Genomic DNA, 26,156 nt, shown 5'->3' with positions numbered 1-26,156 from the left:
AATAACGCAAAGAGTACGATGCCAAAACGAATATTCTTCACGCTAGCTTTTGCGTTATTCGCGAGTACATCGCACGCAGAAGGGCTGACGATTCTCAGTGAAACAACCACATCTGACGGAACTGAATACAGCATTAAATTGCAGATTCTAATCCTGATGACATTACTGAGCTTCGTTCCAGCTTTCGTGATCATGTGCACCAGCTTCACTCGAATCGTCATTGTCTTGGCCATTTTAAGGCAAGCGCTCGGTCTGCAACAAACGCCGCCAAATCAGGTACTTGTGGGGATTGCACTCATTTTTACTTTGCTGATCATGAGGCCAGTCTGGACCAAGATTTACGATACCGCTTACATTCCATACTCGAACGATGAAGTGTCCTTGATGGAAGCGTTAGCGACAGCAGAAAAGCCGCTGCGTCGATACATGCTGGACCAAACACAACGTAAGGCACTTGAACAAGTCTCCAAAATAGCAGGCGAAACCTCCATAAAGTCCGATCAGGATATTCCCTTCTTAGTATTACTGCCGGCTTACCTACTGAGCGAGCTCAAGGCCGCCTTTCAAATTGGCTTCATGTTGTTCTTGCCCTTTCTTGTCATCGACTTAGTGGTGGCTTCTGTTCTGATGTCGATGGGGATGATGATGTTGTCGCCCTTGATTGTCTCTCTGCCTTTTAAACTGCTGGTATTTGTCATCGTCGATGGCTGGGGCTTACTCATGGGGAGTTTAGCCAACAGTTTTTGGATAAGTGGATGAGTCCGGAAGAAGCTGTCACTCTGGTAAGCCAAGCAATCTGGCTGATCATTCTTATGGTATCGGTTCTTATTGTGCCTAGCCTTGTCGTGGGTTTGGTCGTAGCAATTTTCCAAGCGGTAACTCAAGTCAATGAACAAACCCTTAGCTTCCTTCCTAGGCTATTAGTAACTCTGTTATGCATCATTCTTTCAGGCCACTGGTTATTACAAGAGATCAACGACCTATTCTTGTTTATCTTCAATACAATACCAAGCAAGGTTGGCTAGCCCTGATGCAAATAAACTTTACTGATATCACCCAATGGCTAGGGATACTCTGGTGGCCATTTGTCCGATTTACTGGGCTTTTTCTTATCGCACCATTTTTTGGTGATAACGCGATACCGGTAAGAGTTAAGTTGCTGTTTGCTTTTATTTTTTCTTTGCTTCTCGCCCCCTTAGTGAAGGAGGTTCCTCCATTTAACCCTTTCAGCATCGACACTCTACTGTTCTCTTTTTACCAGCTCATATTTGGGTTTTTAATTGGCTTTGCGGTGATGATATTTTTCACTATTTTTTCAATTGCGGGGCAGGCGATTTCCATGCAAATGGGGTTAGCCATGGCAATAATGAATGACCCTGCCAACGGCGTTAGTATCGCCATCATTGGCAGAATCATGTTCATCACCTCTATGTTGCTTTTCCTCTCTTTAGATGGACACCTAGTGATGCTGCTTGTGTTTAAAGAAAGCTTTGAATATTGGCCTCTCAATTCAGCCTTCCCTTTCAACAGCATTGAATACGTATTAAAAATGGTGTCTTGGATGTTTGCGACCGGCTTGCTGGTTGCGGTGCCTGCTATTGTCGTGATGCTATTGAGCAACATCACGTTTGGTCTAATGAACAAAGCGGCACCGTCTCTTAATGTCTTTGCACTTGGTTTCCCAATGACCATGCTACTTGGCTTATTCGCATTAATGGCCTCCCTAACCGGTATTGGCGATCACTATTTTGATCTGGTATTAGAGTTGAACCAGCATCTGCACTATATGTTGAGGCTGCCTAATGTCTGATCATCAAGATTCCGGAGATAAGAGCGAGCAACCCAGTCAACATAAGCTCGCCAAAGCTAGGCGAGAAGGGCAAGTACCGCGCGCTAAAGAGTTCGTTTCTTCAATAACCCTTGTCAGCGTCGTTGCTTACTACGTATTGAATGTAGACATGATTAAACAGACCTTCATTGAACTGTTTCTTGTGAGCTTTCAGTTTGATAGCCAAACGGTCAGCCAGCCAATGGCTATCGTTGAGTTAGTAGGCACCGCGCTTTTTTCGATGATCACGCTATTTTTCCCGCTACTGATTTATCAAATGATTGCCGCGATCGTCGGCTCAACGCTACTTGGTGGGTGGATATTCAGCCCATCTTTATTGATCCCCAAGTGGGAAAAGATAAGCCCACTCAAAGGACTGAAACGCATATTTTCCTCTCAATCGATCGTCGAACTGTTTAAGAACGTCATTAAGGTCTCTCTGTTCTTTACCCTACTGTATTGGGTAATATCGAGCTACATCTCGGTGATCACCAACCTAGTCAGTGCCCACTTTGATACCGTCGTACTTTCCGTAGCAACCATTACCATTGAGTACTTAGGCTACCTTCTTTTAATCGTCTTACTGTTTGGCTTATTTGATTTCCCTTATCAGCGGCATGAATTTACAAAACAGATGAAAATGACCAAGCAAGAGGTCAAAGATGAGCACAAAGACCAAGAAGGTAGGCCCGAGGTTAAAGCTCGAATCCGTCAGATACAGACTCAAAATGCCAAGAGAAGTGCCAATGAGCGCGTGCCTAAAGCGAGCGTTGTGTTAACCAACCCGACCCGTTACGCCATTGCCCTAATTTATGATTTAAGCCAAGCAGAGGCACCGTTTGTTGTCGCGAAAGGGCAAGATGATGTGGCGCTTTACATTAGAGAACTTGCGACTAAAAACGAGGTTGAAGTCGTCGAGAGCCCTGCACTCGCTAGGGCGATTTACAATACCACTCAAATCGATCAAATGGTTCCAAACCAACTCTTTGTCGCGATAGCGCACATCCTAACTTATGTGAATCAGCTAAAAGCATGGCGCAAAGGCGAAAGAAACAAACCCACCAACTTGCCCCACTTCAACATTCCTAAATCATGGTCCGATCCAAACGATTAGGCCGCTACTCCACTAGTGAAACACATAAAACTGTCGTTTTTATTCAATACCTTCTTAAAGCAGTCGCCTACACTTGCAGCTATTGAAACAACAGGAATTAACGCGATGTTAGACATCAAAAAAATCTCAGTACTTAGCGTCTTGAGTGAACTTAAAACGGCTTACTTTGCTGAGTCAACAGCACCTCTTGATGGCATGTGGCACTTCGGCTTTGTACCTATGTCTGACCATTACGGCTTTTACGAAGGTGGCAAACTTGTCGGTTATAGCGTATTGAATGGTGAAGGCTACTTACTTCAATTCTATCTAGCACCAACCGCCAACACCAATATTGCAGACTTGTTCACCTTAATCGTAGAAAACAACAGCTCTGTGGTTGGTGAGGTGAAAGGCGCATTCGTGAGCACGGCTGAACCACAATATCTGTCACTATGCTTGGACAATACTGAGTCCTTCAAAGTCAACGCACTAATGTTTCGCCAGCGCCCAACAGCCGTCGAAAACAGCATTGAAAACATCGAGATGACTCTCGCGACGGAAGAGCAACTCGATCAACTAGTCGAATTTGCTTCATCAGCAATTGGCGCACCAAAAGAGTGGCTGACCGGTTACTACAGCAACTTAATTGCTCAACAAGAGCTATGGGGCTACTGGGAAAATAACAATGTTCTCGCAACAGGAGAATGTCGGAAATTTGATGAACACCAAACGCAGTTTGCCGACCTAGGCATGATTGTCGCTGAGCAAGAACGCGGTAAAGGCTTAGCAACGCGTGTTCTTTACTTTCTAAAGCAGCACGCTAACCAGCAAGGTTTGGACGTTATTTGCTCGACAGAAAGCAGCAACATTGGCGCACAAAAGGCCATCACACGCGCTGGGTTATCTTCAAAACATCGTATCTTGCAGTTTGATTTTAGTTAATTAAAGGAAACTGATTAGCCTTGATTCGGATTACCAAGCATCAAGACTAAGCTCTAACAATAGATACAGATAAAAACTGTCACCGATAACGATATCCACATATAGTTGGAGGTGACAATCATCTGAAATAGAAGGTCTAATGATCAATTGGTTACAGTCTCCAAAATCTCCTGAAGTTGCTCAGTTTATTGATTGCTACTGGCTGATCGAAAAGACACCCGACGCTCAAACTCATCAATTTCCGATACTCAATCCCGATCCATCGGCTCACCTGATCCTATCGCCAAGCGAGCAGGCATATCACTACACGATTGAGCAACAAATCGATCAAGGCGTTGGCTGCCACTTGCTGTTACCACACCATAAAGCCATCGAATTGGATCACTCAAAGCCCTTTGTTCACTTAGGTATTAAATTCCATGTCGGAGCCTTGTACACGTTAGATATTCCAGACTGTCCGCCCCCCAGCCTAGACAGTGTTAACCCTATCGATCTCGCGAGTTTGTTAGATAATCCTAATGCCGAAGCAATGTCGCTGATCAAGCTCGCTCAAACCGATGCTGAGGCCTGCTGTCAGCAGTTAGATGATTTGCTGCTTCCTTGGTTATCGACAGCTAAAACGGATAGGCACAGCGAACTCACACGTAAGGTGTTGGTTGTGCTTGGTTCGACACCGATTGCAGAGCTTGGCGACAAGCTGTTTTGCTCGCAAAGAACATTGGAAAGAAGCTTCAACAAGGTAACAGGGCTGACATTAAAACAATGCCAATCGATGAACAAACTCGAAGAGATGTTGGAATACTTGTATAAGCGAAATTTGGATGACATCGACTGGATGGACGTCGCCTTTCAATTTGGGTTTAGCGACCAACCGCACCTGATTCGTTACCTAAGGAAAACCATCGGTCTAACACCTAATACTTACGCTAAACAAGGCGGATTAACCATAGATGTTTATGGTGGAGTGAGATCGGACTAACCCACCCTTTCTCTATAACGAACGCTCCGTTTATAACGTACACCTCTGTCTTTTGTGTCCCATTAGTAGCAAGTTTTATTGAGTTTAGATTTGCGACTAAATATACTGGAGACATCATCAGACGGAGGACAAAAATGAATAATAAAAACAAACATATAGTTTTAATTCATGGTCTATATATGCCTGCGTTGATCATGCAATATCTGGATAGAAACTTCAAAAAACGCGGCTTTACAACGCACAAGTTTGCCTACAACTCGCTGCGTTTCCCTTCTGCAGCCAAACGCCTCAATCGCTTCGTGAATGCTCGTTTTAATGAGTACGATGAGGTCTATTTCTTCGGTCACTCACTCGGTGGCTTGCTGATTCGCCACTACTTTAAGTTCTACCAACCCGACTTTGCAGACACCTGCATTATTACCGCAGGCACGCCGCACAATGGGGCAACCATAGCCAAAACACTGTCTAATCATGGGCTTGGATTTATATTTGGTTCGAGCAAAATGATCTTAAGCGATGGCTTGGGTGACTACGATATTGATGTGCCGATTGGCGTGATTACAGGTACCTACGACGCCGGAGTAGGACGTATTGTGCTTGGAAGAAATCCGGGCGATGGCACAGTCACACTCGAAGACGCCAACCTAAGAGGAGCAACGGATACTTACGCCCTCAAACTCAACCACACGGCGCTTGTCTACTCCAAGGAAGTCGTGGCACTGTCGGCTCAGTTCATTGAACACAGAGCTTTTAAGAACGCTTCATAGCTTTTTCCGTTAGCTTTTGCACGTTGACTCCTGTATCGAGCTCTGTTCTCTTATTTGTGATAGATAAAAACAAAAATACCACTCTGCGATAAGAGTGGTATTCAAAAATTCATTGCTAACGTGAGTACTTGTTACAGACGATTCACTCGCGTTGGTAGGAACACCTCACCCAACATGCATCGCACCGAACCACCACCAATATCTTCGATCGTTTTCACGTTAAATGGTAGCAGCTTGCCATGTGTCGAAAGCTGAGCTAACTGGGCTGGAGAAAACGCATCGTAAGCCGATTGAGACATCGCGATCACCTTGTCGCCATTCACTGTCTCCAGTTGCAGAATATTACCGCAGAATCGGTTCATCTGATCAATTGAGATAGAGATAACTTGCTTGTCTTTAGCAAGCGACTTCACCACAAAGCGGCGTTCAAATTCAGGAATCACTTCATCACAGATCACGCAGAAGTTATCGCCAATCGCCATCATCACATTGGTATGGTAAATCGGTTGGCCAGACGGTAATGCCGTTTGGAACGAGACCACGCGAGAATAGCCTATGCGCTTTGCGTAATCTTCCAATACTTCGCGGTCACAACGTTGAGAAAGCGCGGCATAGATAGTCTTGTTGATATGGTCGATAACCATCACGCCCGTACTCTCTAGATAAGAACCTTGCGCAATATAAGACTCTAGAGACTCGCTGTGGTTAACAATACGACCCGACGCTTCTAACGCTTCAATAAGAGCATTTGGCTTAACTTCATTTTGACGGTTTTCACACGCCATAGGGAAAGTAAATAAGCTTCCATCACTGCAGGTACTGAACCAGTTGTTAGGGAAAACAGCATCCGGAGTTTCAACGCCCAATTCAGGGTAATCAAACTCTACAACTTGCACACCTTCTTTACGCAACGAAGCGACCATGGCCTTAAATTCGGCCATCGTTTCTACCTTCACCTCAGCTTCGGTCAGATTCACTCTGTGCTGAAATTCGTTATCACGTGCTGTTTCTTCGTTAAATTTAAACTCTTTTGGCGGCACCATAACAACGCAATTGGCGTTTTGAACATTAGTAATATGAAGTGATTTTTTGTGTAGGTTTAACATTTCAACCGTCCCTATCTTTTATTTACTTCAGAATTGTAAACAACTTGTTACGACAAGATTCACTGAAAAGAATATTGATTTGAATATTTATCCCAAACAATTACTGCAGATCTTAGATTAATCGGTAATTTTTACTGCAAGATAACAGCACATCAGAAAGAACCAACTGTATGCATATTCGTTAAGTCACTTTATGGATAAATATTCTGATTCCATTTTCTCGCCTATTACGAGTTTTGATTACAATTTAATCCATTTAACGTTAGGATTATCACCGTTGCATAACAATCAATTACGTTTGAAATAAGCTTAACTTTTCCTGTCTAATTCAATCTAAAATAAGCGTCATGAAAGACATTCTTTGGACCTTTCCTGCATCGCTTAGACAAAGTTTTAGTGTTTTAAAGCCAAGTGCCTAAATAAGCGCTAGAACAGAATCCATCGAATGACTTAATACTGATAAGAACCCATGGGCGCTTATATAATTTCAAACTAAGACAGTTAAATTTCAAATCAAGACCATAAAAACAAAGCTGCACCAACGATGCAGTCGCTTATAGATGCACTAGTTTATAAAGGGAAATCTATGTACAAGAAATTTGAAGGCTTTACTGAAGCCTTTCCAAAGGGAGAGCCGATACAACCTCCTACTGGCATACTGGCATTCTGCCGCCATTACACTCGAGGTTTCGAAAAACCGTTGATCTTACTCGGGTTGATGAGCATGACCATCGCGATAATCGAAGTCGCGCTGTTCGGTTACATGGGGCAGTTGGTCGACTGGCTATCAACAAGCAACCCAGACACTTTCTTAGCAGACAACGAATCAACATTGATGGGGCTCGGTATTCTGCTGTTGGTTGTGATGCCAATCTTGATCAGTGTTTACTCGCTATTGCTTCACCAAACTTTGCTGGGCAACTACCCAATGTCGATTCGTTGGTTAGCGCACCGCTACCTTTTGAAGCAAAGCCTGTCCTTTTATCAAGATGACTTCGCCGGACGTGTCGCGACCAAAGTGATGCAAACCTCGCTCGCGGTGCGTGAAACCGTGACCAAAATGGTCGATGTGTTTGTCTACGTAACGGTTTATTTCACGGCGATGCTGTTCATGCTTGCTGAATCAGATTGGCGCTTGATGGCTCCGATGCTGATTTGGCTATTCGTTTACATCGGCATTCAACTGCACTTCGTGCCAAAGCTAAAAGACGTGTCTTCCGAACAAGCGGATGCTCGTTCATTGATGACGGGTCGTATTGTTGATAGCTACACCAACATCGCAACGGTAAAACTATTCTCACACAGCAAAAGAGAAACAGAATACGCCGAAGAAGGCATGGAAGGCTTTTTAGATACGGTTCATCGCCAAATGCGCTTGGTTACTGGCTTCAACATCTGCGTTGAATTCGCTAACTATCTATTGGTATTCAGCATTGCGGGTATCTCTATCTACCTATGGTTAGACAACGCGATCACCGTGGGTGCGATTGCGATTGCGGTCAGCTTGGCTCTGCGTATTAACGGCATGTCGAAATGGATCATGTGGGAAATCGGTGGTCTGTTTGAAAACCTAGGTACCGTGATTGATGGCATTAAAACCCTATCTAAACCTATCGCTATCGAAGACAAGAAAGACGCGAAGCCTCTGGACGTTCCACAAGGCGGTATCAACTTCGATAACGTGAGCTTTAACTACGGTGAGAATAAGGGGGTGATCAACAACCTAAACCTCAACATCAAACCGGGTGAAAAAGTGGGCTTGGTTGGCCGTTCGGGTGCAGGTAAGTCGACCCTAGTTAACTTACTGCTGCGTTTCCACGATGTAGAAAGTGGTCGCATCCTGATTGATGACCAAGAGATCTCGAGCGTTACTCAAGATTCTCTGCGTAGCAACATCGGCATGGTGACCCAAGATACCTCACTGCTGCACCGTTCGATCAAAGACAACATTCTTTACGGTCGACCAGAGGCATCAGACGAAGAAGTATACGCCGCAACCAAACAAGCGCACGCGCATGAGTTTATCGAAACGCTAACCGACCCGTTTGGCAACGTTGGTTACGATGCTCAAGTGGGTGAACGTGGCGTTAAGCTTTCGGGTGGTCAGCGTCAACGTGTGGCTATCTCGCGTGTTCTTTTGAAAAATGCTCCCTTACTTGTTCTCGATGAAGCAACTTCTGCACTCGATTCTGAGGTAGAAGCCGCGATTCAAGAGAGCTTGATTGAGCTAATGGAAGGCAAAACGGTTATTGCGATTGCACACCGCCTGTCGACCATTGCAGCGATGGATCGCCTGATCGTGCTTGATGCCGGCAATATCGTAGAAGAAGGCACGCACCAAGAGCTGATTAACCAGAATGGTATTTATGCGCAGCTATGGAATCACCAGACCGGTGGCTTCATTGCCGATGATCTTGAGCAAGCCACGAGCGCTTAATTTTTGTGCTATTTTAAAAGTGCGGCGTGATTCACACCAATTTGTTTATTAGCGGTAAATTACACGTGGCAGAATGTTATGTCGTAATTATATAATGACATTAACACCAAAGACGCCTCGCTTGCGCGTTCTGGAATAAGGCTAGACTTCGGGGGGAGGCTAGCCTTTTTTATGCCTGCTATTTGTTGCTCTTTGCTACCTGTCCAATAAACTTCATCGATCCTTTTGTTTTTTTCTTGGCGTTTTTTTCTTAAAATGCGCGCAATATTCTTTCTAGAGATCAACCATGAACAAAAGTGTCTTAACTAACGTTATTGCGTTAGCACTGCTTGCTGGCGGCTATGCGACAGCAAACCAATACTTGCTTTACGCAGGCCTATTCGCCTTTTCTGGTGCCATCACCAACTGGCTTGCGATTCACATGTTGTTCGAGAAAGTACCCGGCCTATACGGTTCTGGCGTTATTCCAGCGCGCTTTGAAGAGTTCAAGGCAGCCATCAAGCAACTGATGATGGAGCAATTCTTTACAGAAAATAACATCGATCGCTTCCTAAGCAGCGAGATGACAGGAAAGTCGCTCAATCTAGAGCCTGTGATTCAGAAGATCGACTTTAACCCTGCATTCGACTCACTGGTGCATGTTATCGAGAACTCTCAGTTTGGCGGTATGTTGGCAATGTTTGGTGGCACAGAAGCGCTAGAGCCAATGAAAGCGCCGTTTGTTGAGAAGATGCAAGAATCAGTGATTGAAATCAGCAAGAGTGACTCTGTAAAAAATGCCATCAAAGACGAGCTAGAATCGCCTGCGATGATGGATGAAATTAAAGAGAACATTGAGGCGATCATCGATCAGCGCTTGAATGAACTAACACCTAAGCTGGTTAAAGAGATGGTTCAGACCATGATCAAGAAACATCTTGGCTGGCTTGTGGTTTGGGGCGGTGTCTTCGGTGGTGTGATTGGCTTAATCTCTGCGGCCATTACGCTGTAAGCCGAACACGTTTATCGGATTGCTCTTTATCTGACGCTCAACAAAAAATGGAAGCTTATTAGCTTCCATTTTTTATATCCAAATCACCTTGGTAAGGCGAAAGCAGGCCACTATTTTAGAGTTGCCAACAACTCAGGGTTCACACCAAAGCCCTTTTTGTGCTCTTCAATCACCACTTCACTGCGTGTCTGAATCACACCAGGTAGAGTACCCAACTTCGTTGCCATAAACGCTTGATACGCCTTCATGTCTTTCACTCGAACCTTGATCATGGTGTCAAAGTCACCCGACAGTGAGTAGCACTCTTCCACCTCAGGCATCATCTCTACCGCTTGGGCAAATTTGTCGAAGATCGAAAAGCTAGTCTGATCGAGACGAATATGGATAAAGACTTGAACATCGAGTCCCAGCTTTTCTGAACAAAGCTCAGCATGATAGCCCGTGATGTAGCCCTCTTTCTCCAATCGCTTGAGTCTATCAGAGCAAGGTGACGTCGTAAGGTTGACCTGTTTTGCCAGTTCAACCACAGGTAAACGCCCTTTCATATGCAGAATTCTTAGTATCTCTTTATCGATACGATCGAGCTGATGCTGAGACATAACATTCCTTAAACATTCTAAATTCCGCTCAGTATATTCCATACCAAGAGCAATCGAAGAAAACCTCGCTCACACATTTAAAAACTAAATGTACAGATGACATTCACACCAAATATAAATGCATACGGATAGATAACAACCCTTATAAATCAAACTCTGGTTATTAACAAATTATTATAGAAATGACCCGATTAACAAATAAGTTGAGCCGGAAACGAAAGAAAGCATATAGGCCAAAGTGAATAATAGAATTATCAAAGAGAAAGGATGACTCTATTATGAAAACGCAAGAACTCGCATATAAACCTTACGGTATTGGTTCATGGACACACGTAACGGTATCAAAAGATGTTGCTCAGGCACTAGCAAATGAGTACTCAAACTACGGTTGGGATGTGAAGATTGATGGCGACGCCATTGATGCTGAGCTAGCACTCAAAGCCGCATAGAAACGCAAAAACCTCCTAAAACGGAGGTTTTTTGATCTAAGTTAGTGAGCGCTTACTGTAAGTTAAGCTAAACCAACTTGGGGCACAGTACTTCCTGTTTCGCAACGGCAGTTACACGTGCGGCAGAAGTGCTGAGTTTCCATATCGTAATACAGATTTCCACTAAATAGCTTTGATGTCCATTGCATCATACGGCCAGAAGTTGTCTCGGGCTCTGACTCACAACGTTTCATTATAGACTTATGTAGTGTTGTTTTTTTACATCCTTTGCAATAGAGATCAGGCATACCTTTGTCCTATAGGTCTTTAGTGGTTACTGACAATTGACACATCATGTCCAATTCAGTTCAACAATTCACCGAGCTAATCACAAAAGTGAGCGCTAAGTTCAAAAAATCGCCATTTTTCTGTTTCATTTTTTGACGTCCAACGCCATTAATATGATTGATCTTTCATTTATCGAGCCAGATCCTACGCTTTCAATTTACATTGTAAACCCCCTTCAAACCGTCTCCTCAACGCGATCTTCCATCAAATACACCAACAAAAAAACGGCACTCCCATTATGAAAGTGCCGATTTGTAAAATCATTTTAGATTCAATATGACTCCAATTTAGAAGCCAAATTTACCATTTTCATTTTTCCACTCTGAACGCGCTGGAATGGTTTCGATGGTATCCCAGTGCTCAACGATCTTGCCGTTATCAACACGGAACAGATCATAAAAAGCGACGTGGTTATTCATGAACTGGCCTTCACTGATCGACAACACAAAGTTACCTTGGCCCAAAATCTTGTGGTTAGCGGTATAAACCATTGGCATGCCCGCTTCCGCTAACGCCCCCAAAGCTTCGCCCAAACCGCTTAGGCCATCGGCTACACCTGGGTTGTGCTGTAAGTAAGCACTGTCTTCATTATCGATATAGTTATTAATCTTCGCCATATCACCGCTGATCAGGATGTCTTTAACGAAGCCATCGACAAGCTGTTTATTTTGATCCGTTTTCTCTAGGTCTACGACTTTAGTCGCACCATCTAATTGAGTTCGTCCACTTGCGTTTGGCTTGGCAATTTCTTGCAGGTTGTCCCAATGCTCAACTATCTGTCCCTCTTCAAAACGGAACACGTCAAAGCCGGCTTTAGGGCCAAAGAAGTTGTATTCAGTGTGTGTTACTACGAAATCACCGTCTTGAAATGAGCGCTTCACTTGTGCTTTCGCTGAACCTTCTGGAAGCATTTGTAATACTTCACCAAAGCCCGCTAAGCCATCACCTACCGCTAGGTTATGTTGAATGTACTTTTCAGGGTTAATGTAGCTCACCGCTTTTGCGTCGCCCGTTTCAATGCTCGAAATGACCGCTACCGCTTTTTCTTGAATAGACAGCTCTTGTGCTGCAACCGTGCCGGTAATCATAGAGGCTGCGAGTACGCTTGCCGTCAGTAGTGTTGATTTGAGTTTCGTCGCTTTAGATTCAGCTGCTTTGAATGTTGCTGTTGGGAATACGTTGGCTATTGTTTTCATTATTGAGTCCTCTCGTTGGCTTGGAAACTATATTAGTCAACGAAAGAGGCTCACGGCAGAGTGGATTTAGGCAGAAAAATGGTAGATATCGAACCTTAGATGATTCGTGTCGACCTGCTAACTATTCAGAGAGTGAAGGCTTGGAATACTTCTTTTGAAACTCACCCGGCGTCATTTGAGTATGATTCTTAAAGTACTTAACGAAATTACTGGCGTCTTCAAACCCAAAATCCGATGCCATTTTCTGAGACGTAATATTGGTTACCACCAGCTGACGCTTCATTTCTAAAACGGTAAAAGAATCGATGATCTGCTTGGCAGTTAACCCCGTTGCGACTTTGCACACTTGGTTCAACGTCTTGTAGGTGGTGTTAATTTGATTGGCGTACCAGTTTGCATCACGCACGCGCAGGTAGTTGTTTTGAAGAAGCTCAAAGTAGCGGGCAAACTTAATGTTCTGCTGCAAGCTCAAAGCGTCTTGCTTCACTTCTGGTCGCAGGCGATGAAGAATCAGGGCTAGTGCTGAGAACAGATACATCACAATCAAGGGATCGGATTCTGGCTGATCCAGTTCCGTCATAATTTGCTGAATAATACTTTGCGTCCGCTCTTGGTGGGACTCGTCTAGTGACAACAGTGCCGAGTGCGCCTTGTTCAAATGAGTAGGTGTGTAGTTCGGCAACTTCATATTAGCGTGAACGCTGTCTAAGAACGCTTGAGTAAACAAAACCGCAGTGCCTTGTGGCTTGTTACTAAAATCAAAGGCGTGCACCTGCTCTCTTTGAATGAACAACACGCTCCCTTGGTTAAAAGAGTAGTCCTCAAAATCGACCATGTGCGTACCTGAGCCTTGCTCGATAAACAGAATCAGGAAGAAGCTGACACGATGTGGCAATTGAGGATCGTGGTTAATATTGCTCTCGGAATAGAGCCGAGACAAGGGCACCAACTCCAGCTCAGCTTGCGCCGTTTTCTCATGGTTAAAGCCAATATTCGGGATTACTTGAGGCACTATTAACTTCCTATTCATTTACTCAACGGCTCTTAGCAAGAGTAATGTATCGCAATGGGAACGGAAATGCTCTGAGCCTAGAAGTATGACTTAGCCAGCGTCACCAACAAGGTAAACATGCTCAATACACTCAACTTGCCAGGCGCAACAAAAGGTCAAAACGTCAAAGCATTTAGATATAGGCAAAAAAATAGAGCCACCGAAGTGACTCTATTATTTTTAGCTCATGTTCTTTGCTAATTCACATCTGTTTTACAATGTAAATTAGTCTAGTTCAACGAGGTTCTTCTCGAACTCAGCGTGTTGCTTCTTAACTTCGTCTTCAGGCTCGCCCGTAATTAGACTCACGATAACGATAGAAAGAGTCGATAGGATGATTCCCGGTACGATTTCGTACACATCGAACCAACCGCCCGTGAACTGTTTCCAAAGTACAATCGTCACACCACCAACCACGATACCCGCTAGAGCGCCGTTACGGTTCATACGAGACCAGTACAGGCTCAATACGATAGCTGGGCCGAATGCAGCACCAAAACCAGCCCATGCGTAAGACACAAGGCCAAGTACTGAACTGTCTGGCGTCATCGCTAGTACAAGTGCAATCAGAGAGATTAGGATAACCGCGAAACGGCCTACACGAACAATCTCTTCTGACGTAGCGTCTTTCTTCAAAACTTGCTTATACAAATCTTCTGCCATTGCAGATGAAGAAACAAGAAGTTGTGAATCCGCAGTACTCATGATTGCCGCTAGGATTGCCGCCAGTAGAATACCTGCAATTACTGGGTGGAACATCGCGTTCACAAGAAGCATGAAGATCTTCTCGCCATCGTCTAGCTTAGGCGCGCCAGAGTTCGTCACGTAGATAAGACCAACCAGACCAACCAGCATTGCACCAATCATAGACAGTGCAGTCCATACCACGGCGATACGACGCGCGGTTGTTAGGTCTTTATTGCTACGCGTTGCTTTAAAACGAGCAAGGATGTGTGGCTGACCGAAGTAACCTAGACCCCATGCTGCTAGCGAGATGATCGCGATAGCAGAAAGAGGCTCACCTTTCGCATCATTCCATAGCGTGAGTAGCTCTGGGTTGATGTTATGAAGGTCAGTAGATAACTGGCCAAGGCCGCCGTTCATTGCTGCGATTGGTACAATCAATAGCGCAGCAGACATTAGTAGGCCTTGAACCAAGTCAGTCCAAGATACCGCTAGGAAACCACCAAACAGGGTGTACGAAACCACACATACGGTACCGATAATTACCGCCGTTGTATAATCTAGGCCGAATACCGTTTCAAACAATTTACCACCTGCTACCAAGCCTGAGCTTGTGTAGAAAAGGAAGAATAAAAGGATAAAGAAAGCAGAAATTGTTTGGATCAGCTTAGAGTTATCGTTGAAGCGACGAGATAGGAACTCAGGCAGCGTCAGTGATTCAGTTGTAATACTGTAAGTACGTAGGCGTTTAGCACTGATTAACCAGTTTGCCCAAGTACCAACCAGTAGGCCACCAGCAAGCCAGAATGCCTCAAAGCCAGCAGCGTAAGCGTAACCAGGCAGGCCAAGTAGCAACCAACCACTCATGTCTGATGCACCAGCAGAAAGTGCAGCAGGCCATGGGCCTAACGAACGACCACCTAGGAAGTAGTCAGTTGAGTTAGATGTACGTTTGTAAGCAATAACACCGATCGCTAGCATCATAATTAGATACGCAATGAACGTCGTCGTTATTGCAAAACTGTTTTCTATCATTTGATAGTCCTCATTTTGTAGAAAGCCTTCCATGCCTAATTCAATGCAAGGCACTCACCGTAAGGCAAGCAAATGCATTGAGTTAGGTATTCAGGCTCTAAAGCACGATGGGTTAAATCCAAAAATGGAAAAAACCAACAATGGAGAAACCAAAAGTGCTTAGAGCCAATTTTACTGAAGGTTAGTGAGCTTCGCTTCCAAGTTCGAGCAAGGTCGCGTTACCGCCCACGGCTGTTATATTTATAGTTCGCGTACGCTCGGTAATGAAGCGCAGCGATAGGTGTGGATCATTAGCAACATTCATTGTCGCCAGATCCGTTTCAGCCACTAAACCGACGATTGCACCGTCACGCTTAGCAAGCTGTAAATTGATAGCTTGTGCCGTTTGTGAATTACCCACATAACCTGCACTTCGTACATCGCAAGACAGCAGCTGTTGAGCAGCGTCGTACGATGAAACCTGTACTAAGTTAGTTGGTAGATTCGCTTGTTTTGCAGCATCAGCAATTAAGGTGTTGAACTGCACGTCATCACTGCAGAATTGAACGCTGTTTCCTGCCAATAATGCTGCAGTAATCATTGCTGTTGCGGTTTGCAGTGCCGGCAGCTTCTCTTCGCAATCATCAACAATCACCAAAGCCACACCGCGGCCAGCGGCATACAACTCGTTGGTTTCGCCCGTAGGACCCGCCATTAGATGATGCTCAGAAAGCAGCGCAGACGCTTGCTCTAGGTGATAAGTCGCCACTGCAGCCAAAGGCGCAGATTGGCTTTCGATCTCTGATTTAAATGAAAGTACCTGAGCACTCTTATGATCAAAGTCGGTAAGATTCCATTGTTCCCACGCTAACAAAGCATCAGAAAAACCTGTCACTTGATGAACCATGATACTGCTCCTTATGCCTTGTCTTGTGATTGAGAAAAATGAACATCAGTAAAGCGGTATAGGTAGTGAGGACCACCCGCTTTAGGGCCAGTACCCGACAAACCTTGACCGCCGAATGGTTGAACACCAACAACAGCGCCCACTTGGTCACGGTTGATGTAGCAGTTACCCACACGAATGTGTTTCTCGATCCAACGGTAAGTTGTTTCGTTACGGCTGTGGATACCCATAGTTAGGCCAAAACCGGTTTGGTTAATTTGGTCTACTACTTGTGTCAACTCACTCGCTTTGAAGCGAACGATGTGCAGCACAGGGCCAAACTGTTCTTCTTTCAAGCAACTGATGTCATCGATTTCAAACGCACTTGGTGGAACAAAGTCACCATGTTCACAATCCGTACCTAGAGAAAGTTGAGCCACCTTCTTCTGGGTATTGGTCATGTTTTCTAAGTGTGCCATTAGCTTCTGTTTCGCGTTTTGGTCGATAACAGGGCCGACATCGGTTTTATGAAGATGTGGAATGCCAACACTCAGCTCGTCCATTGCACCGTGAATCAATGCAATCACACGGTCTGCGATGTCTTCTTGGATGTAAAGCACACGCAGTGCAGAACAACGTTGACCTGCAGAAGCGAATGCCGAACGAATAACATCACGGACTACCTGTTCAGGCAGTGCAGTACTGTCGACGATCATCGCATTCTGACCACCGGTTTCCGCGATAAACGGAACAGGCTTAGCGTTACGACTCGCCAATGACACGTTGATACGTTGTGCTGTTGGTGTTGAACCCGTAAAGGCAACGCCCGCAATCGCATCATGACTGGTTAGCGCACTGCCGATCTCAGCGCCACGACCCGGTAGTAACTGAATCGTGCCAGCAGGGAAACCCGCTTCATTCATCAGTTCGACTGCGCGAGCTGCAATTAAGCTTGTTTGCTCGGCAGGCTTAGCCACAACCGTGTTACCTGCAACCAAAGCTGCTGTAATTTGGCCAAGGAAGATGGCTAATGGGAAGTTCCAAGGGCTGATACAAACGAACACGCCACGACCTTGTCGAGAAGCGATTCGTGTTTGGCCATCAAAACCTTTTAGTTCGAAACCTTGTAGGTTGTCCGCTTGTTTAGCGTAGTAACGACAGAAGTCGACTGCTTCACGTACTTCATCAACACTATCGTGAATCGTCTTACCCGCTTCTTGATGACAAATGGCCACCAGCTCAGCTAGGTTGTCTTCCATCAAGTCAGCTAACTTATCAAGCGCCGCCGCTTTGGTTTCAACCGAAGTTGCGTTCCAATCAGCGAATGCAGCATCTGCGCCAGTGATCGCTACGGAAACATGATCAAGGTTAGCAAAAGCCACCTGACCCACATGAATACGACGATCATAAGGTGCAGTCACTTGTTCAACGTTCTGATCAGCCTTGATCATGCTTTCGGCAAGAGATTCACCGTTGATCACAGGGCCAGCAGTCCATTGATTGTTTAAGAAGCCTTTTACTTGCTCTTCAAACTGATGCGCTTCGCTTTCGATATCAATGTTCACACCGTATGAGTTCTTACGCTCAGGGAATACCGCTGGAGGCAGAGGAATCTTAGTGTTGTTCAATGTATCGAATGCCAGAAGCATATCGACAGGGTGTTGAGTCAGCTCTGCCACTGGACAACGTGCATCAACTAGACGGTGTACAAACGAGCTGTTTGCGCCGTTTTCTAGCAAGCGACGTACTAGGTATGGCAGTAAGTCTTTATGGCTGCCAACTGGTGCGTAGATACGTACCGACTGTTGGTAAGCTTCCATCGCATGGTTGTAAAGAGAATCACCCATGCCGTGTAAGCGTTGGAATTCAAAGTCTTTATGTTCGGTCATTACTGCAATAGCAGAAACGGTGTGAGCATTGTGGCTCGCAAACTGCGGGAAGATATTGCCACGAACACTTGGGCTCAACAGGTAACGTGCACACGCAAGGTAAGCTAGGTCTGTCGCTTCTTTACGTGTGTAAACTGGGTAATCAGTAAAGCCCGCTTGTTGCGACCATTTGATTTCGCTGTCCCAGTACGCGCCTTTCACCAAGCGAAGCGGGATTAAATCACCCTGCTCTTTCGCTAGGCGGTTTAGCCAAACCAGAACAGGAAGTGCACGTTTTGAGTAAGCTTGAATAACCAGACCAAATTTCCCCCAACCTTTTACTAGGTCAGTGCGGTACAGTTTTTCGAATAATTTAAGAGAAAGCTCTAGGCGATCCGCTTCTTCAGCATCAATCGTAATTGCAACATCAAGCTCTACTGCGCGGCGCAATAGCTGTTCTAACGTATCGCAAAGTTCCGTCAATACGCGGTCTTCGTTCGCCACTTCATAACGTGGGTGAAGCGCAGAAAGCTTGATAGATACCGATGGTGCTGGGCTCGATTTTGAAGAGACATACGTATCTCGACCTACGGCTTCGATCGCCATTAAGTAATCTTTGAAGTATTTGTTTGCATCAGCAGTGGTCAGTGCCGCTTCACCTAGCATGTCGTATGAGTAGGTAAAACCTTTATCACGCATAGACTTACCGTTCTTTTGCGCTTCAGCAATGCTGCGGCCAAGAACGAATTGGTGACCCATGACCTTCATTGCTTGGTGCATCGCTTTACGAATTACCGGCTCAGAAAGCTTGTTCACTAAGCGGTTAACCGCTTGACCTGCACTCTGCTCTTTAGATGAAAGCCCAACTACCTTACCCGTTAGCATTAATCCCCAAGTGGATGCATTCACAAACACTGAATCAGAATTCTTTAGGTGAGATTTCCAATCCGCAACGCTGAGTTTGTCGCGAATCAATGCATCAGCCGTTGCTGAATCAGGAATACGCATCAAGGCTTCCGCCAGACACATCAGCAAGATGCCCTCTTGAGTATCTAAGCTGTATTCAAGCAACAGTGCATCGATCATCTGGATAGAAGTCTTATCCGCACGGATAGCTTCGATCAATGAGGTCGTTTTCTCTGAAATTTGCTGCTTTTCTGACTCAGAAGGGGTAGCTAGCGGCAGAAGTTGCTCTAGCCATTGGGTTTCATCCACCATATATAATGGTGAGATAAGCGACCATAGATCAGTAAGCGACTGCTCATTGAATTCTGGCTTTAACACATCAGTAGCTGTAAACATGCGTTTTCCTTAATCTCACACCCGGAATTAGCCCGGGATCTCTACAATGGCTGCAGTGTATTTAGAGTATATAAGGATTACTTGTCAAAAACTCCGAGTTTTTTGCTAAAAACTCGCTTTATTAACAAAACAAACACAACGTCACATATGAAACTTTAAAATAATATGCCGTTTTGTTTCACTATTTAACAGAAATTTTCTTTTTGTATTGGGATGGAGACATGCCTTGAAGGCGTGAAAAGGTGTGAGTAAAAGAGGATTGACCGGAGAAACCCGCCAGCTCAGCGACCTGGCCAAGGCTAAGATTACCTTGTTCAATTAAACGGCGAGAACGGTCGATACGCTTACCAAGAACATATTGGTGAGGGGTAATGCCCATTTGCTCTTTGAACAGCATATGGAACTGGCTTTCGCCCAAGAATACGCTGCCCGCAAGCTGAGCGACAGAGATCTTATTCGCGAGGTGTTGTTCGATGTAGCGATCCAGTGCTTCAAGATCAAAACGCGAGTCTTTAATTGAGGTTTCAAATGCCGAGATGTGCCTTTGCATCAGAGCGATCACCGTGTCATTACAGGCACGGCTTAACAATAGATCATCCGGGCTCGCCTGCATTTCTTGCACCAACATATGGATAAGCTTTTGAATTTGCGCGTCTAATTGAAAGTAGACGTTCGATGATTCTAACTGGTTAATCTTCTCTAACATCAGAGGGTCATCATCGGTTGGCACTGGCATGTTGAGCACTAGGATATCCGACTGACCGACCACCCCACCGAAAGCATGATCAGAGCTCGCTGTTACCACACAACCTTGACCCGGCCCGATAAGGTTACCTTTACCGCAAACTTCAAATTCCGCCTGACCATTTAAACCAATCACGACCTGCGAATAGTGGTGATCGTGACAATCCATATGCGAAGGCAAAGTAATGATCTCCGCAGGGCGAGGGCCAGTAAGGCCTAGCGGGGACAAGTCTAGGTTTGGAAAGGGTAAAGGTTTTGGCATGACAGCAAAATACTCAGATCGACATAGTAAGAATAATACTCTGAAATCTGCATAAGATGAATTTGTAAATGATCATGAGAGTCATTTCCTCGCCTTAAACAGAAGATCATTACCGCGATCGTCTTGATCATGTCTCCGGAAAGATGATCAAGAGTGTACAAACTACGGGCATTGTAAAACCAATCGTTCCGGCGAGTTTAGGGACTTCACCAGCAATCACACAAGCACGAAAAACCGCGTGGTCAATAAATGCTTCTTCACGCCAACATAATGAATAAATTTTCTTATATAGCTCAAATAATTGGCTCTAAACCTGTAAAAAGTGTATCCGAAGTACCGAAACTTGGCTTTTGAGTAGATTGGATAGCAATAAAACGGTATAAAGACGGGTACTGTGTTAATTGCTAATAACTAGTGACTCACAACTAGGAAGTAGACACTTTATTAACGAGCCAATTTTCAATCTACAAGTTGCAGGGACCTATGACTAACTTTCGAATTTCAGCGCTTTTACTTGCGCTATCCCCACTTTGGGTATCTGCATCGGTATCCGCTGAAGAACTGAATCAAGTCGATCCCGTTTCAGCTATCGATGCAAAGCTAACAGAGAAAAACTCAGATATTGAGCGTATTTCAGCAACCAAAGTATCGGCGACTGAAAACCTAAAACAACTTCAAAACAAGAACAGCAAGTTGTTGCGCGAAGGTGAAGAACTTAAGGCAAAACGTAACAGAGCCAAGTCTGTACTCGACAAACAGTACAGTCGCTTGCTTGAAGATCCAGAAACGGATTTAGTCTCTTTCCAGAAAAGTTACCAAGACGCTTGGGCTGCGGTTAAAGAGAACCAATCATCTCAACTAGATAACGAACAAGCGATCAACGAGAGCGAAATTCACCTTTCTCAAATCAAGCAAAAGCAAGCTCGACTGAATAATGAGCTGGCAAACTTGAGAGAGTCAAAAGTTGAAGCTCGCGTAAAACGTATCGCAACAGAACTGCGTGAAAGTGCGGTTCTTGAAACCAGCTACACCACCACATGTTCATCAACAATGACACTGGGTGAGTGTACTGCACAGGGTAAACACCTGACCAATCAAAAAGCTGTGCAAACGTTCAAGAGTCAATTACTTGAGCAGCTCACAGAAAGCACACTTGCGAAGCAAAACTTACAAGGTGTTCAGCTGAATATCCATGTTCAAGACAGCCAAGCGATCAAGAGCGGCTTCTCTGGTAACAACTCTTACTTCATGCAGATGCAAGCTCAACTTCAAGCAAAACCTGAAGCAGTTGCAGCGTGTAACCTATTGAATGTTTCGACTCGCTACTGTTTAACAGGCAGTGACGCAGCAGTCGTTAAGAAGAGTGACAAACAGTGGGCTAACGTGACGGTACGTTCTGATCAGTACAACGACTCAGTAACCATCAACGGCATTAAGTATGGCAGCACCCCTCTTGAGGTTGCGCTACCAAGTGGTCGTCACCAAGTAACCATTTCAAAACAAGGTTACGAGTCTTATAACCGCACAGTTACCATCAACGGCAGCGACACGATTTGGGTTAAGCTTCTTCCTAGCAAAGAAAGCTAAACACCCTTTCTACATAGAGCTGAGCCAATTCAAAACGCTTAGCTCTATATCAGATAGCCGTGCCTATTTCACAAAGCTGAATGAACACTCGCCATTTTGTTGATAGTTATAAACTGTATGATCGTTACAAACTTGTATGGTCGTTATAACCTTGTTTTATCGTTATAAACAATAGCTGCAGACGAAATGGCGTTCTCGTTTAGAATATTCGATTAACCTAATTACGATTGAAGTAGCCCATCATGCGCCAAGGTCTTCCTACTCTATTATTTGCACTTGCTCCCTGCTTAATGACGCCAGCTGTTTTTGCTGAGGCAACACCACCAGCGATCGCGTCATCTGTCACCGACATTGAAAGCTCACTTTTCGAAAAGCATACCGACTTAACGGCTGTTGAGAAAAAATTGGCCGACAAACAAAACGAAGTCGACAATCAGGCGCAGCAAACGGCACGTCTAGCTGAGTTATCGGCTCAAGCAGAGCAAACACTCGCAAAGGCAAAAGCCAGCCTAGAGCAAGATTACACGCGCATGATTGATGAGCCCGATTTCGATATCTCGCAGGCTCAAAACCGCTTCCAAGACGCTTGGAAAACCGTAAAAGAAGGCAAACTTGCGATTTCAGACTCAGAGCAAAAGCAGCAAGGCTTGGTGATGGAGCTTGAGGCTATTCAAGCTGAGAAAGCCGCGGCAGAAGCTTCAATCGCAAACCTGAACCAAGACAAGCTAAGAGCAAGAGCTGAGCGACTAAGAAACGAGATCACTCAGACGGAAGAGCAAACCGTTAGCTTTACCAACCGTTGCAGCAGCGATATGACACTGGCGCAATGTTCAGACCAAACGGTGACATTGGCACTTCAAAAAGCGGTAAAACAGTTCCAGCATAGCCTAGTGGACAACGCGACTGAATCGAAAACAGTGAAAGAGCACCTTGCGTCTGCTTCGCTGAACATTCACGTTCTGCAACACAAAGTGAAATCCTCTGGCTTCTCTGAAGATAACCGTTACCGAGCGGTGATTGCGGCGAACCTAGAAACTCGCCCAGATAAGAACACTCCTTGTCGCCTACTTGGTATTCAGTCATCAAACTGTTTCGCGCAAAGCGAGCAACAAGCCAACGACCAGCAAAAAGAAGTCGCTTGGGTTAACTTGGTGGTGCGTTCAAATCAATACAACGACAATGTTTCTATCAACGGCGTGAACTATGGCAGCACACCGGTTGAAGTGATGTTACCGACAGGCCAACACATGGTCACGATCGAAAAAGAAGGCTACCTTTCTTTCCACCAAGAATTGAAGATAGCCCGCGATCACAACCTACGAGCCGTATTGCAAGCGAAACAGAATTCATTAAATGTCGGCACCAAGTTTGCCGATCCAATGGGTAACGACATTCAGAGCCCTGAAATGATTGTTGTCGGCTCGGGTCGCTACCTACTGGGTGAAAATAACGCACAACAAGTGACGATCAAACATCCGTTTGCATTAGCAGCAACACCAACCCGTGTTCAAGACTTCAAAGCATTCGTAAAAAGTACAGGCTATCAGACAGACGCTGAGCTGATGAACACCTGCGATACGTTCGTCAATGCAGAGATCACAACCGTTTCAGACAAAGACTGGCAGAACCCAGGCTTTAAGCAAGCTGATAACTCACCAGTAGTTTGTGTTAGCCAAAACGATGCCAAAGCGTATACACGTTGGTTATCTAAAAACACTGGCTTCACTTACCGCTTGCCAACACCACAAGAGTGGGAAGCTGCAGCAAGAGCTGGCCAAGACACCAACTTTTGGTGGGGCAATGAATTCCGTTCAGGCAAAGCTAACACAGGCTGGGCGGGTACACCTTGGTCAAACGTTAGCACATCTCCAGTTAAGTCATTCCTACCAACGCCAACAGGCTTCTACGACATGGTGGGTAATGTATGGGAATGGACAACCGTTCAGAAAGGCCTAGCGAAAGGTGGCGCGTGGAGCTTCTCTCCTGAAGAGGCAAAGGTGTTTAACGAACTGTACGTACCGCCTTCAACGGCAGCGAACTATCTAGGATTCCGAGTAGTACGAGAGCTGTAGGCTCTCAATCACAGGCTCAGAATCCCAAATATTTACTCTAGGTTCTCAATTATCACATTGAGCAGCATTTATAGGGGAATTCCCCCCTTATGCATAAGCACTCCTAGGAGTAGATTCGTCGATAGAGTAGTAAGTCACTCTGGGTATCAAATTGATGCCTCAGTTTAATTTACCTGACCCTCGTAAATTAGACTGAAAATCTTCTACATGTCGACAAGGCATATCTTGTCTTTAGCCAGCCCCTCTTCAGGCTGGCTTTTTTTTGCCTGATTATCACCCTTTATGCCCATCGATTCTCCGTGACTGACACAGTTAAACAGCAGTCCGTTTAACTGTCAGTCACCCCTTATTTTTCGTACTCTAATTGCCATTGCAGCGCTATAAGAAACTGATATCATTGCCATACCTCAGCTTACGAGATAAAACCTTGCCAGATCCACTCAACTCCATACATCGTTCTTTATTCGAACAACTTCCAGGCTGCTGGGGCTGCAAAGATACTGACTCGGTCTTCGTGTACGCCAACCTTGCTTACAACCAATTGATTGGCTTAAAACCCAATGAGACTTGCACTGGCTTGACCGACTTCGACATGCCCAGTCAAACCACGGAGTGCGCACAAGATTTCAGGGCTCAAGACAAACATGTGATGGATACACGCAGTACCCTTAAGATCCTCGATATTCACCCTTATCCAGACGGACGCTGGCACGCCCATATCTTTACCAAAACCCCTTGGCTTGATGATGACGACAAAGTCCAAGGCACCATCTTCTATGGCCAAGAGCTTACCGATACCGCGATCTTAGAGGTTGGTCATTGGGTTTGTCAGGCCACAGGGACAAAAGGCGATCAGGCATCGCTTGCGGGGTCAGAGCCGCGCGTGTCTAAGCTGCAAAAGCGGCTGACTTCGAGAGAATCAGAGGTGCTGTTCTTACTGCTTTTCGGCAAGAAACCACAGTACATCGCGTCGACGTTAAACATTTCAATCAAAACAGTCGAAGGTCATGTCGCCAGATTGAAACAGAAGTTTGATGCACGCAGTAAAAGCCAATTGATTGAGTATGCGTTGGATTCAGGATTAGGCTCAGTGATCCCAGAAACTCTGCTCAAAAAACAGATCTCCGTTGTTCTGCACAGTGACTGATTGACTGTTCAACTGAAAATGCAGACAAAAAATGCCGTTGATTTGATAAGTCTAATCAACGGCATTTTTGGATTTGTTAAGCAGCTAAGCGATCAAGCAGCCTAAGGTGCTAGGCGATCAATATCCCAACTGTTGTCTTGGCGAGAAAACAAAAAACGATCGTGCAAGCGGTGTTCACCACCCTGCCAAAACTCAATGCTATCCACACGAACTCGGAAACCACCCCAGAAAGAAGGCACGGGAATCTCGCCTTTGGCAAACTTCTGTTTAAGCTCTAGATACTTACCTTCTAAAATCCCACGAGCTGAGATGCGGCTACTCTGCTTACTTGCAATCGCGGCCAATTGGCTCTCTTTTGGACGTGACGAGAAGTATTTCATATTTTCCATAGCGGTCAGCTTTTCAGCCGTGCCCGTAATATGAACTTGTCGCTCAAGTGGATGCCAAGGGAAGTGCAAACTGATTTTGCTGTTATGCTCAAGCTGGTGCGCTTTACGGCTACCTAAGTTGGTGTAAAAAACGAACCCGTCTTTATCAACATTCTTCAGCAGAACAATGCGTTGGAATGGCTGACCATTTTCATCAACCGTAGCAACTGTCATGGCAGTAGGGTCCGTCAACTTCGCTTCAATGGCTTGCTCTAGCCATAGATTGAATTGCTCAATCGGGTCTGCGGCCAAGTCTTTACGTCTCAATCCACCCTTAGCGTATTCGCGACGAATATCTGTCAGTTCCATTTGGTTGCTCCTTTTAATTTTTTTGTAATTTTGCGCCGTAATCCTTTGAAACACAAGTCTAAGCCATGGTTTTGTCTCACAGAAGGTG

22 protein-coding genes are annotated in these 26,156 nt (G+C 45.1%); 13 read left to right on the top strand and 9 right to left on the bottom strand.

All coding sequences use genetic code 11. From position 1 onward, the window contains the following. The first annotated feature begins 18 nt into the window (after positions 1–18). The 7 genes from fliP to AB4484_RS05580 all read left to right on the top strand — a co-directional run bounded on the left by fliP (position 19) and on the right by AB4484_RS05580 (position 5,609). The gene (gene fliP / locus AB4484_RS05610) at positions 19–759 is read left to right on the top strand and encodes a flagellar type III secretion system pore protein FliP (protein WP_372076850.1); all 741 of its coding nucleotides are present in this window, start codon (positions 19–21) and stop codon (positions 757–759) included. Next, positions 756–1,025, top strand: coding sequence for a flagellar biosynthesis protein FliQ (gene fliQ, locus AB4484_RS05605; RefSeq protein ID WP_048610132.1), 270 nt, complete (start codon positions 756–758; stop codon positions 1,023–1,025). Before fliP ends, fliQ begins: the two co-directional genes overlap by 4 nt. A 5-nt stretch (positions 1,026–1,030) precedes the next feature. Continuing rightward, entirely contained in the window at positions 1,031–1,810 is a 780-nt protein-coding gene (gene fliR / locus AB4484_RS05600; protein ID WP_372076848.1) for a flagellar biosynthetic protein FliR, read from the top strand. After that, positions 1,803–2,942: a flagellar biosynthesis protein FlhB gene (gene flhB, locus AB4484_RS05595; protein WP_061037790.1), complete on the top strand. Its 1,140-nt coding sequence runs from the start codon at positions 1,803–1,805 to the stop codon at positions 2,940–2,942. The genes fliR and flhB overlap by 8 nt, the downstream gene beginning before the upstream one ends. A 105-nt stretch (positions 2,943–3,047) precedes the next feature. Continuing rightward, complete coding sequence (locus AB4484_RS05590; RefSeq protein ID WP_372076846.1) at positions 3,048–3,863, top strand: GNAT family N-acetyltransferase; 816 nt, start codon at positions 3,048–3,050, stop codon at positions 3,861–3,863. A 139-nt stretch (positions 3,864–4,002) separates the two neighbouring features. Continuing rightward, positions 4,003–4,842, top strand: coding sequence for a helix-turn-helix domain-containing protein (locus tag AB4484_RS05585; RefSeq protein ID WP_372076844.1), 840 nt, complete (start codon positions 4,003–4,005; stop codon positions 4,840–4,842). Positions 4,843–4,976: 134 nt separating this feature from the next. Further along, on the top strand, positions 4,977–5,609 hold the full coding sequence (locus AB4484_RS05580) for a triacylglycerol lipase (RefSeq protein WP_050052627.1): 633 nt from the start codon (positions 4,977–4,979) through the stop codon (positions 5,607–5,609). A 131-nt stretch (positions 5,610–5,740) separates the two neighbouring features. On the opposite strand, the gene AB4484_RS05575 is transcribed toward AB4484_RS05580, so the two are convergent. Continuing rightward, the gene (locus AB4484_RS05575; protein ID WP_017061193.1) at positions 5,741–6,715 is read right to left on the bottom strand and encodes an arginine deiminase-related protein; all 975 of its coding nucleotides are present in this window, start codon (positions 6,713–6,715) and stop codon (positions 5,741–5,743) included. Between the two features lie 586 nt (positions 6,716–7,301). On the opposite strand from AB4484_RS05575, the gene AB4484_RS05570 reads away from it, so the two are divergent. Further along, positions 7,302–9,152: an ABC transporter ATP-binding protein gene (locus AB4484_RS05570; protein WP_048610210.1), complete on the top strand. Its 1,851-nt coding sequence runs from the start codon at positions 7,302–7,304 to the stop codon at positions 9,150–9,152. Positions 9,153–9,438: 286 nt separating this feature from the next. Beyond that, positions 9,439–10,143, top strand: a complete 705-nt coding sequence (locus AB4484_RS05565; protein WP_048610208.1) for a hypothetical protein — start codon at positions 9,439–9,441, stop codon at positions 10,141–10,143. Between the two features lie 110 nt (positions 10,144–10,253). Here the strand turns inward: AB4484_RS05565 and AB4484_RS05560 are convergent, their stop codons facing one another. After that, a complete protein-coding gene (locus AB4484_RS05560; RefSeq protein WP_004732526.1) occupies positions 10,254–10,742 on the bottom strand; it encodes an Lrp/AsnC family transcriptional regulator in 489 nt (162 codons plus the stop codon). Between the two features lie 278 nt (positions 10,743–11,020). Here AB4484_RS05560 and AB4484_RS05555 point away from each other — a divergent pair, with 278 nt between their 5' ends. Beyond that, positions 11,021–11,191, top strand: a complete 171-nt coding sequence (locus tag AB4484_RS05555; protein WP_019823299.1) for a hypothetical protein — start codon at positions 11,021–11,023, stop codon at positions 11,189–11,191. A gap of 614 nt (positions 11,192–11,805) precedes the next feature. On the opposite strand, the gene AB4484_RS05550 is transcribed toward AB4484_RS05555, so the two are convergent. The 6 genes from AB4484_RS05550 to AB4484_RS05525 all read right to left on the bottom strand — a co-directional run bounded on the left by AB4484_RS05550 (position 11,806) and on the right by AB4484_RS05525 (position 20,525). Continuing rightward, entirely contained in the window at positions 11,806–12,714 is a 909-nt protein-coding gene (locus tag AB4484_RS05550; RefSeq protein WP_372076842.1) for a hypothetical protein, read from the bottom strand. Between the two features lie 121 nt (positions 12,715–12,835). Beyond that, a complete protein-coding gene (locus tag AB4484_RS05545; RefSeq protein WP_372076840.1) occupies positions 12,836–13,726 on the bottom strand; it encodes a helix-turn-helix domain-containing protein in 891 nt (296 codons plus the stop codon). 264 nt (positions 13,727–13,990) lie between these two features. Further along, positions 13,991–15,517, bottom strand: coding sequence for a sodium/proline symporter PutP (putP, locus tag AB4484_RS05540; RefSeq protein WP_170930181.1), 1,527 nt, complete (start codon positions 15,515–15,517; stop codon positions 13,991–13,993). A gap of 148 nt (positions 15,518–15,665) precedes the next feature. Continuing rightward, positions 15,666–16,370 (bottom strand): 1-pyrroline-5-carboxylate dehydrogenase, encoded by a 705-nt coding sequence (locus AB4484_RS05535; protein WP_372076839.1) that lies wholly within the window; start codon positions 16,368–16,370, stop codon positions 15,666–15,668. An 11-nt stretch (positions 16,371–16,381) separates the two neighbouring features. Next, positions 16,382–19,519 carry a bifunctional proline dehydrogenase/L-glutamate gamma-semialdehyde dehydrogenase PutA gene (gene putA / locus AB4484_RS05530; RefSeq protein WP_372076837.1) on the bottom strand — a complete coding sequence of 1,046 codons (3,138 nt, stop codon included), beginning with the start codon at positions 19,517–19,519 and terminating at the stop codon, positions 16,382–16,384. Positions 19,520–19,700: 181 nt separating this feature from the next. Beyond that, positions 19,701–20,525, bottom strand: a complete 825-nt coding sequence (locus AB4484_RS05525; protein ID WP_017061200.1) for an AraC family transcriptional regulator — start codon at positions 20,523–20,525, stop codon at positions 19,701–19,703. 483 nt (positions 20,526–21,008) lie between these two features. On the opposite strand from AB4484_RS05525, the gene AB4484_RS05520 reads away from it, so the two are divergent. The 3 genes from AB4484_RS05520 to AB4484_RS05510 all read left to right on the top strand — a co-directional run bounded on the left by AB4484_RS05520 (position 21,009) and on the right by AB4484_RS05510 (position 25,331). Continuing rightward, positions 21,009–22,112 (top strand): PEGA domain-containing protein, encoded by a 1,104-nt coding sequence (locus tag AB4484_RS05520; RefSeq protein WP_017065149.1) that lies wholly within the window; start codon positions 21,009–21,011, stop codon positions 22,110–22,112. A gap of 242 nt (positions 22,113–22,354) precedes the next feature. Next, positions 22,355–24,184, top strand: coding sequence for an SUMF1/EgtB/PvdO family nonheme iron enzyme (locus tag AB4484_RS05515; protein ID WP_372076835.1), 1,830 nt, complete (start codon positions 22,355–22,357; stop codon positions 24,182–24,184). A gap of 364 nt (positions 24,185–24,548) precedes the next feature. Next, a complete protein-coding gene (locus AB4484_RS05510) occupies positions 24,549–25,331 on the top strand; it encodes a PAS domain-containing protein (RefSeq protein WP_372076834.1) in 783 nt (260 codons plus the stop codon). A gap of 101 nt (positions 25,332–25,432) precedes the next feature. Here the strand turns inward: AB4484_RS05510 and pdxH are convergent, their stop codons facing one another. Continuing rightward, entirely contained in the window at positions 25,433–26,068 is a 636-nt protein-coding gene (gene pdxH / locus AB4484_RS05505; RefSeq protein ID WP_017061203.1) for a pyridoxamine 5'-phosphate oxidase, read from the bottom strand. Between the last annotated feature and the right edge of the window lie 88 nt (positions 26,069–26,156).

It is taken from the genome of Vibrio sp. 10N.261.46.A3, from assembly GCF_041472995.1.
GTDB classification, from domain to species: domain Bacteria; phylum Pseudomonadota; class Gammaproteobacteria; order Enterobacterales; family Vibrionaceae; genus Vibrio; species Vibrio coralliirubri.
Note: the sequence above shows the minus strand (reverse complement) of the source record. Positions and strands in the feature narration are given on the sequence as shown.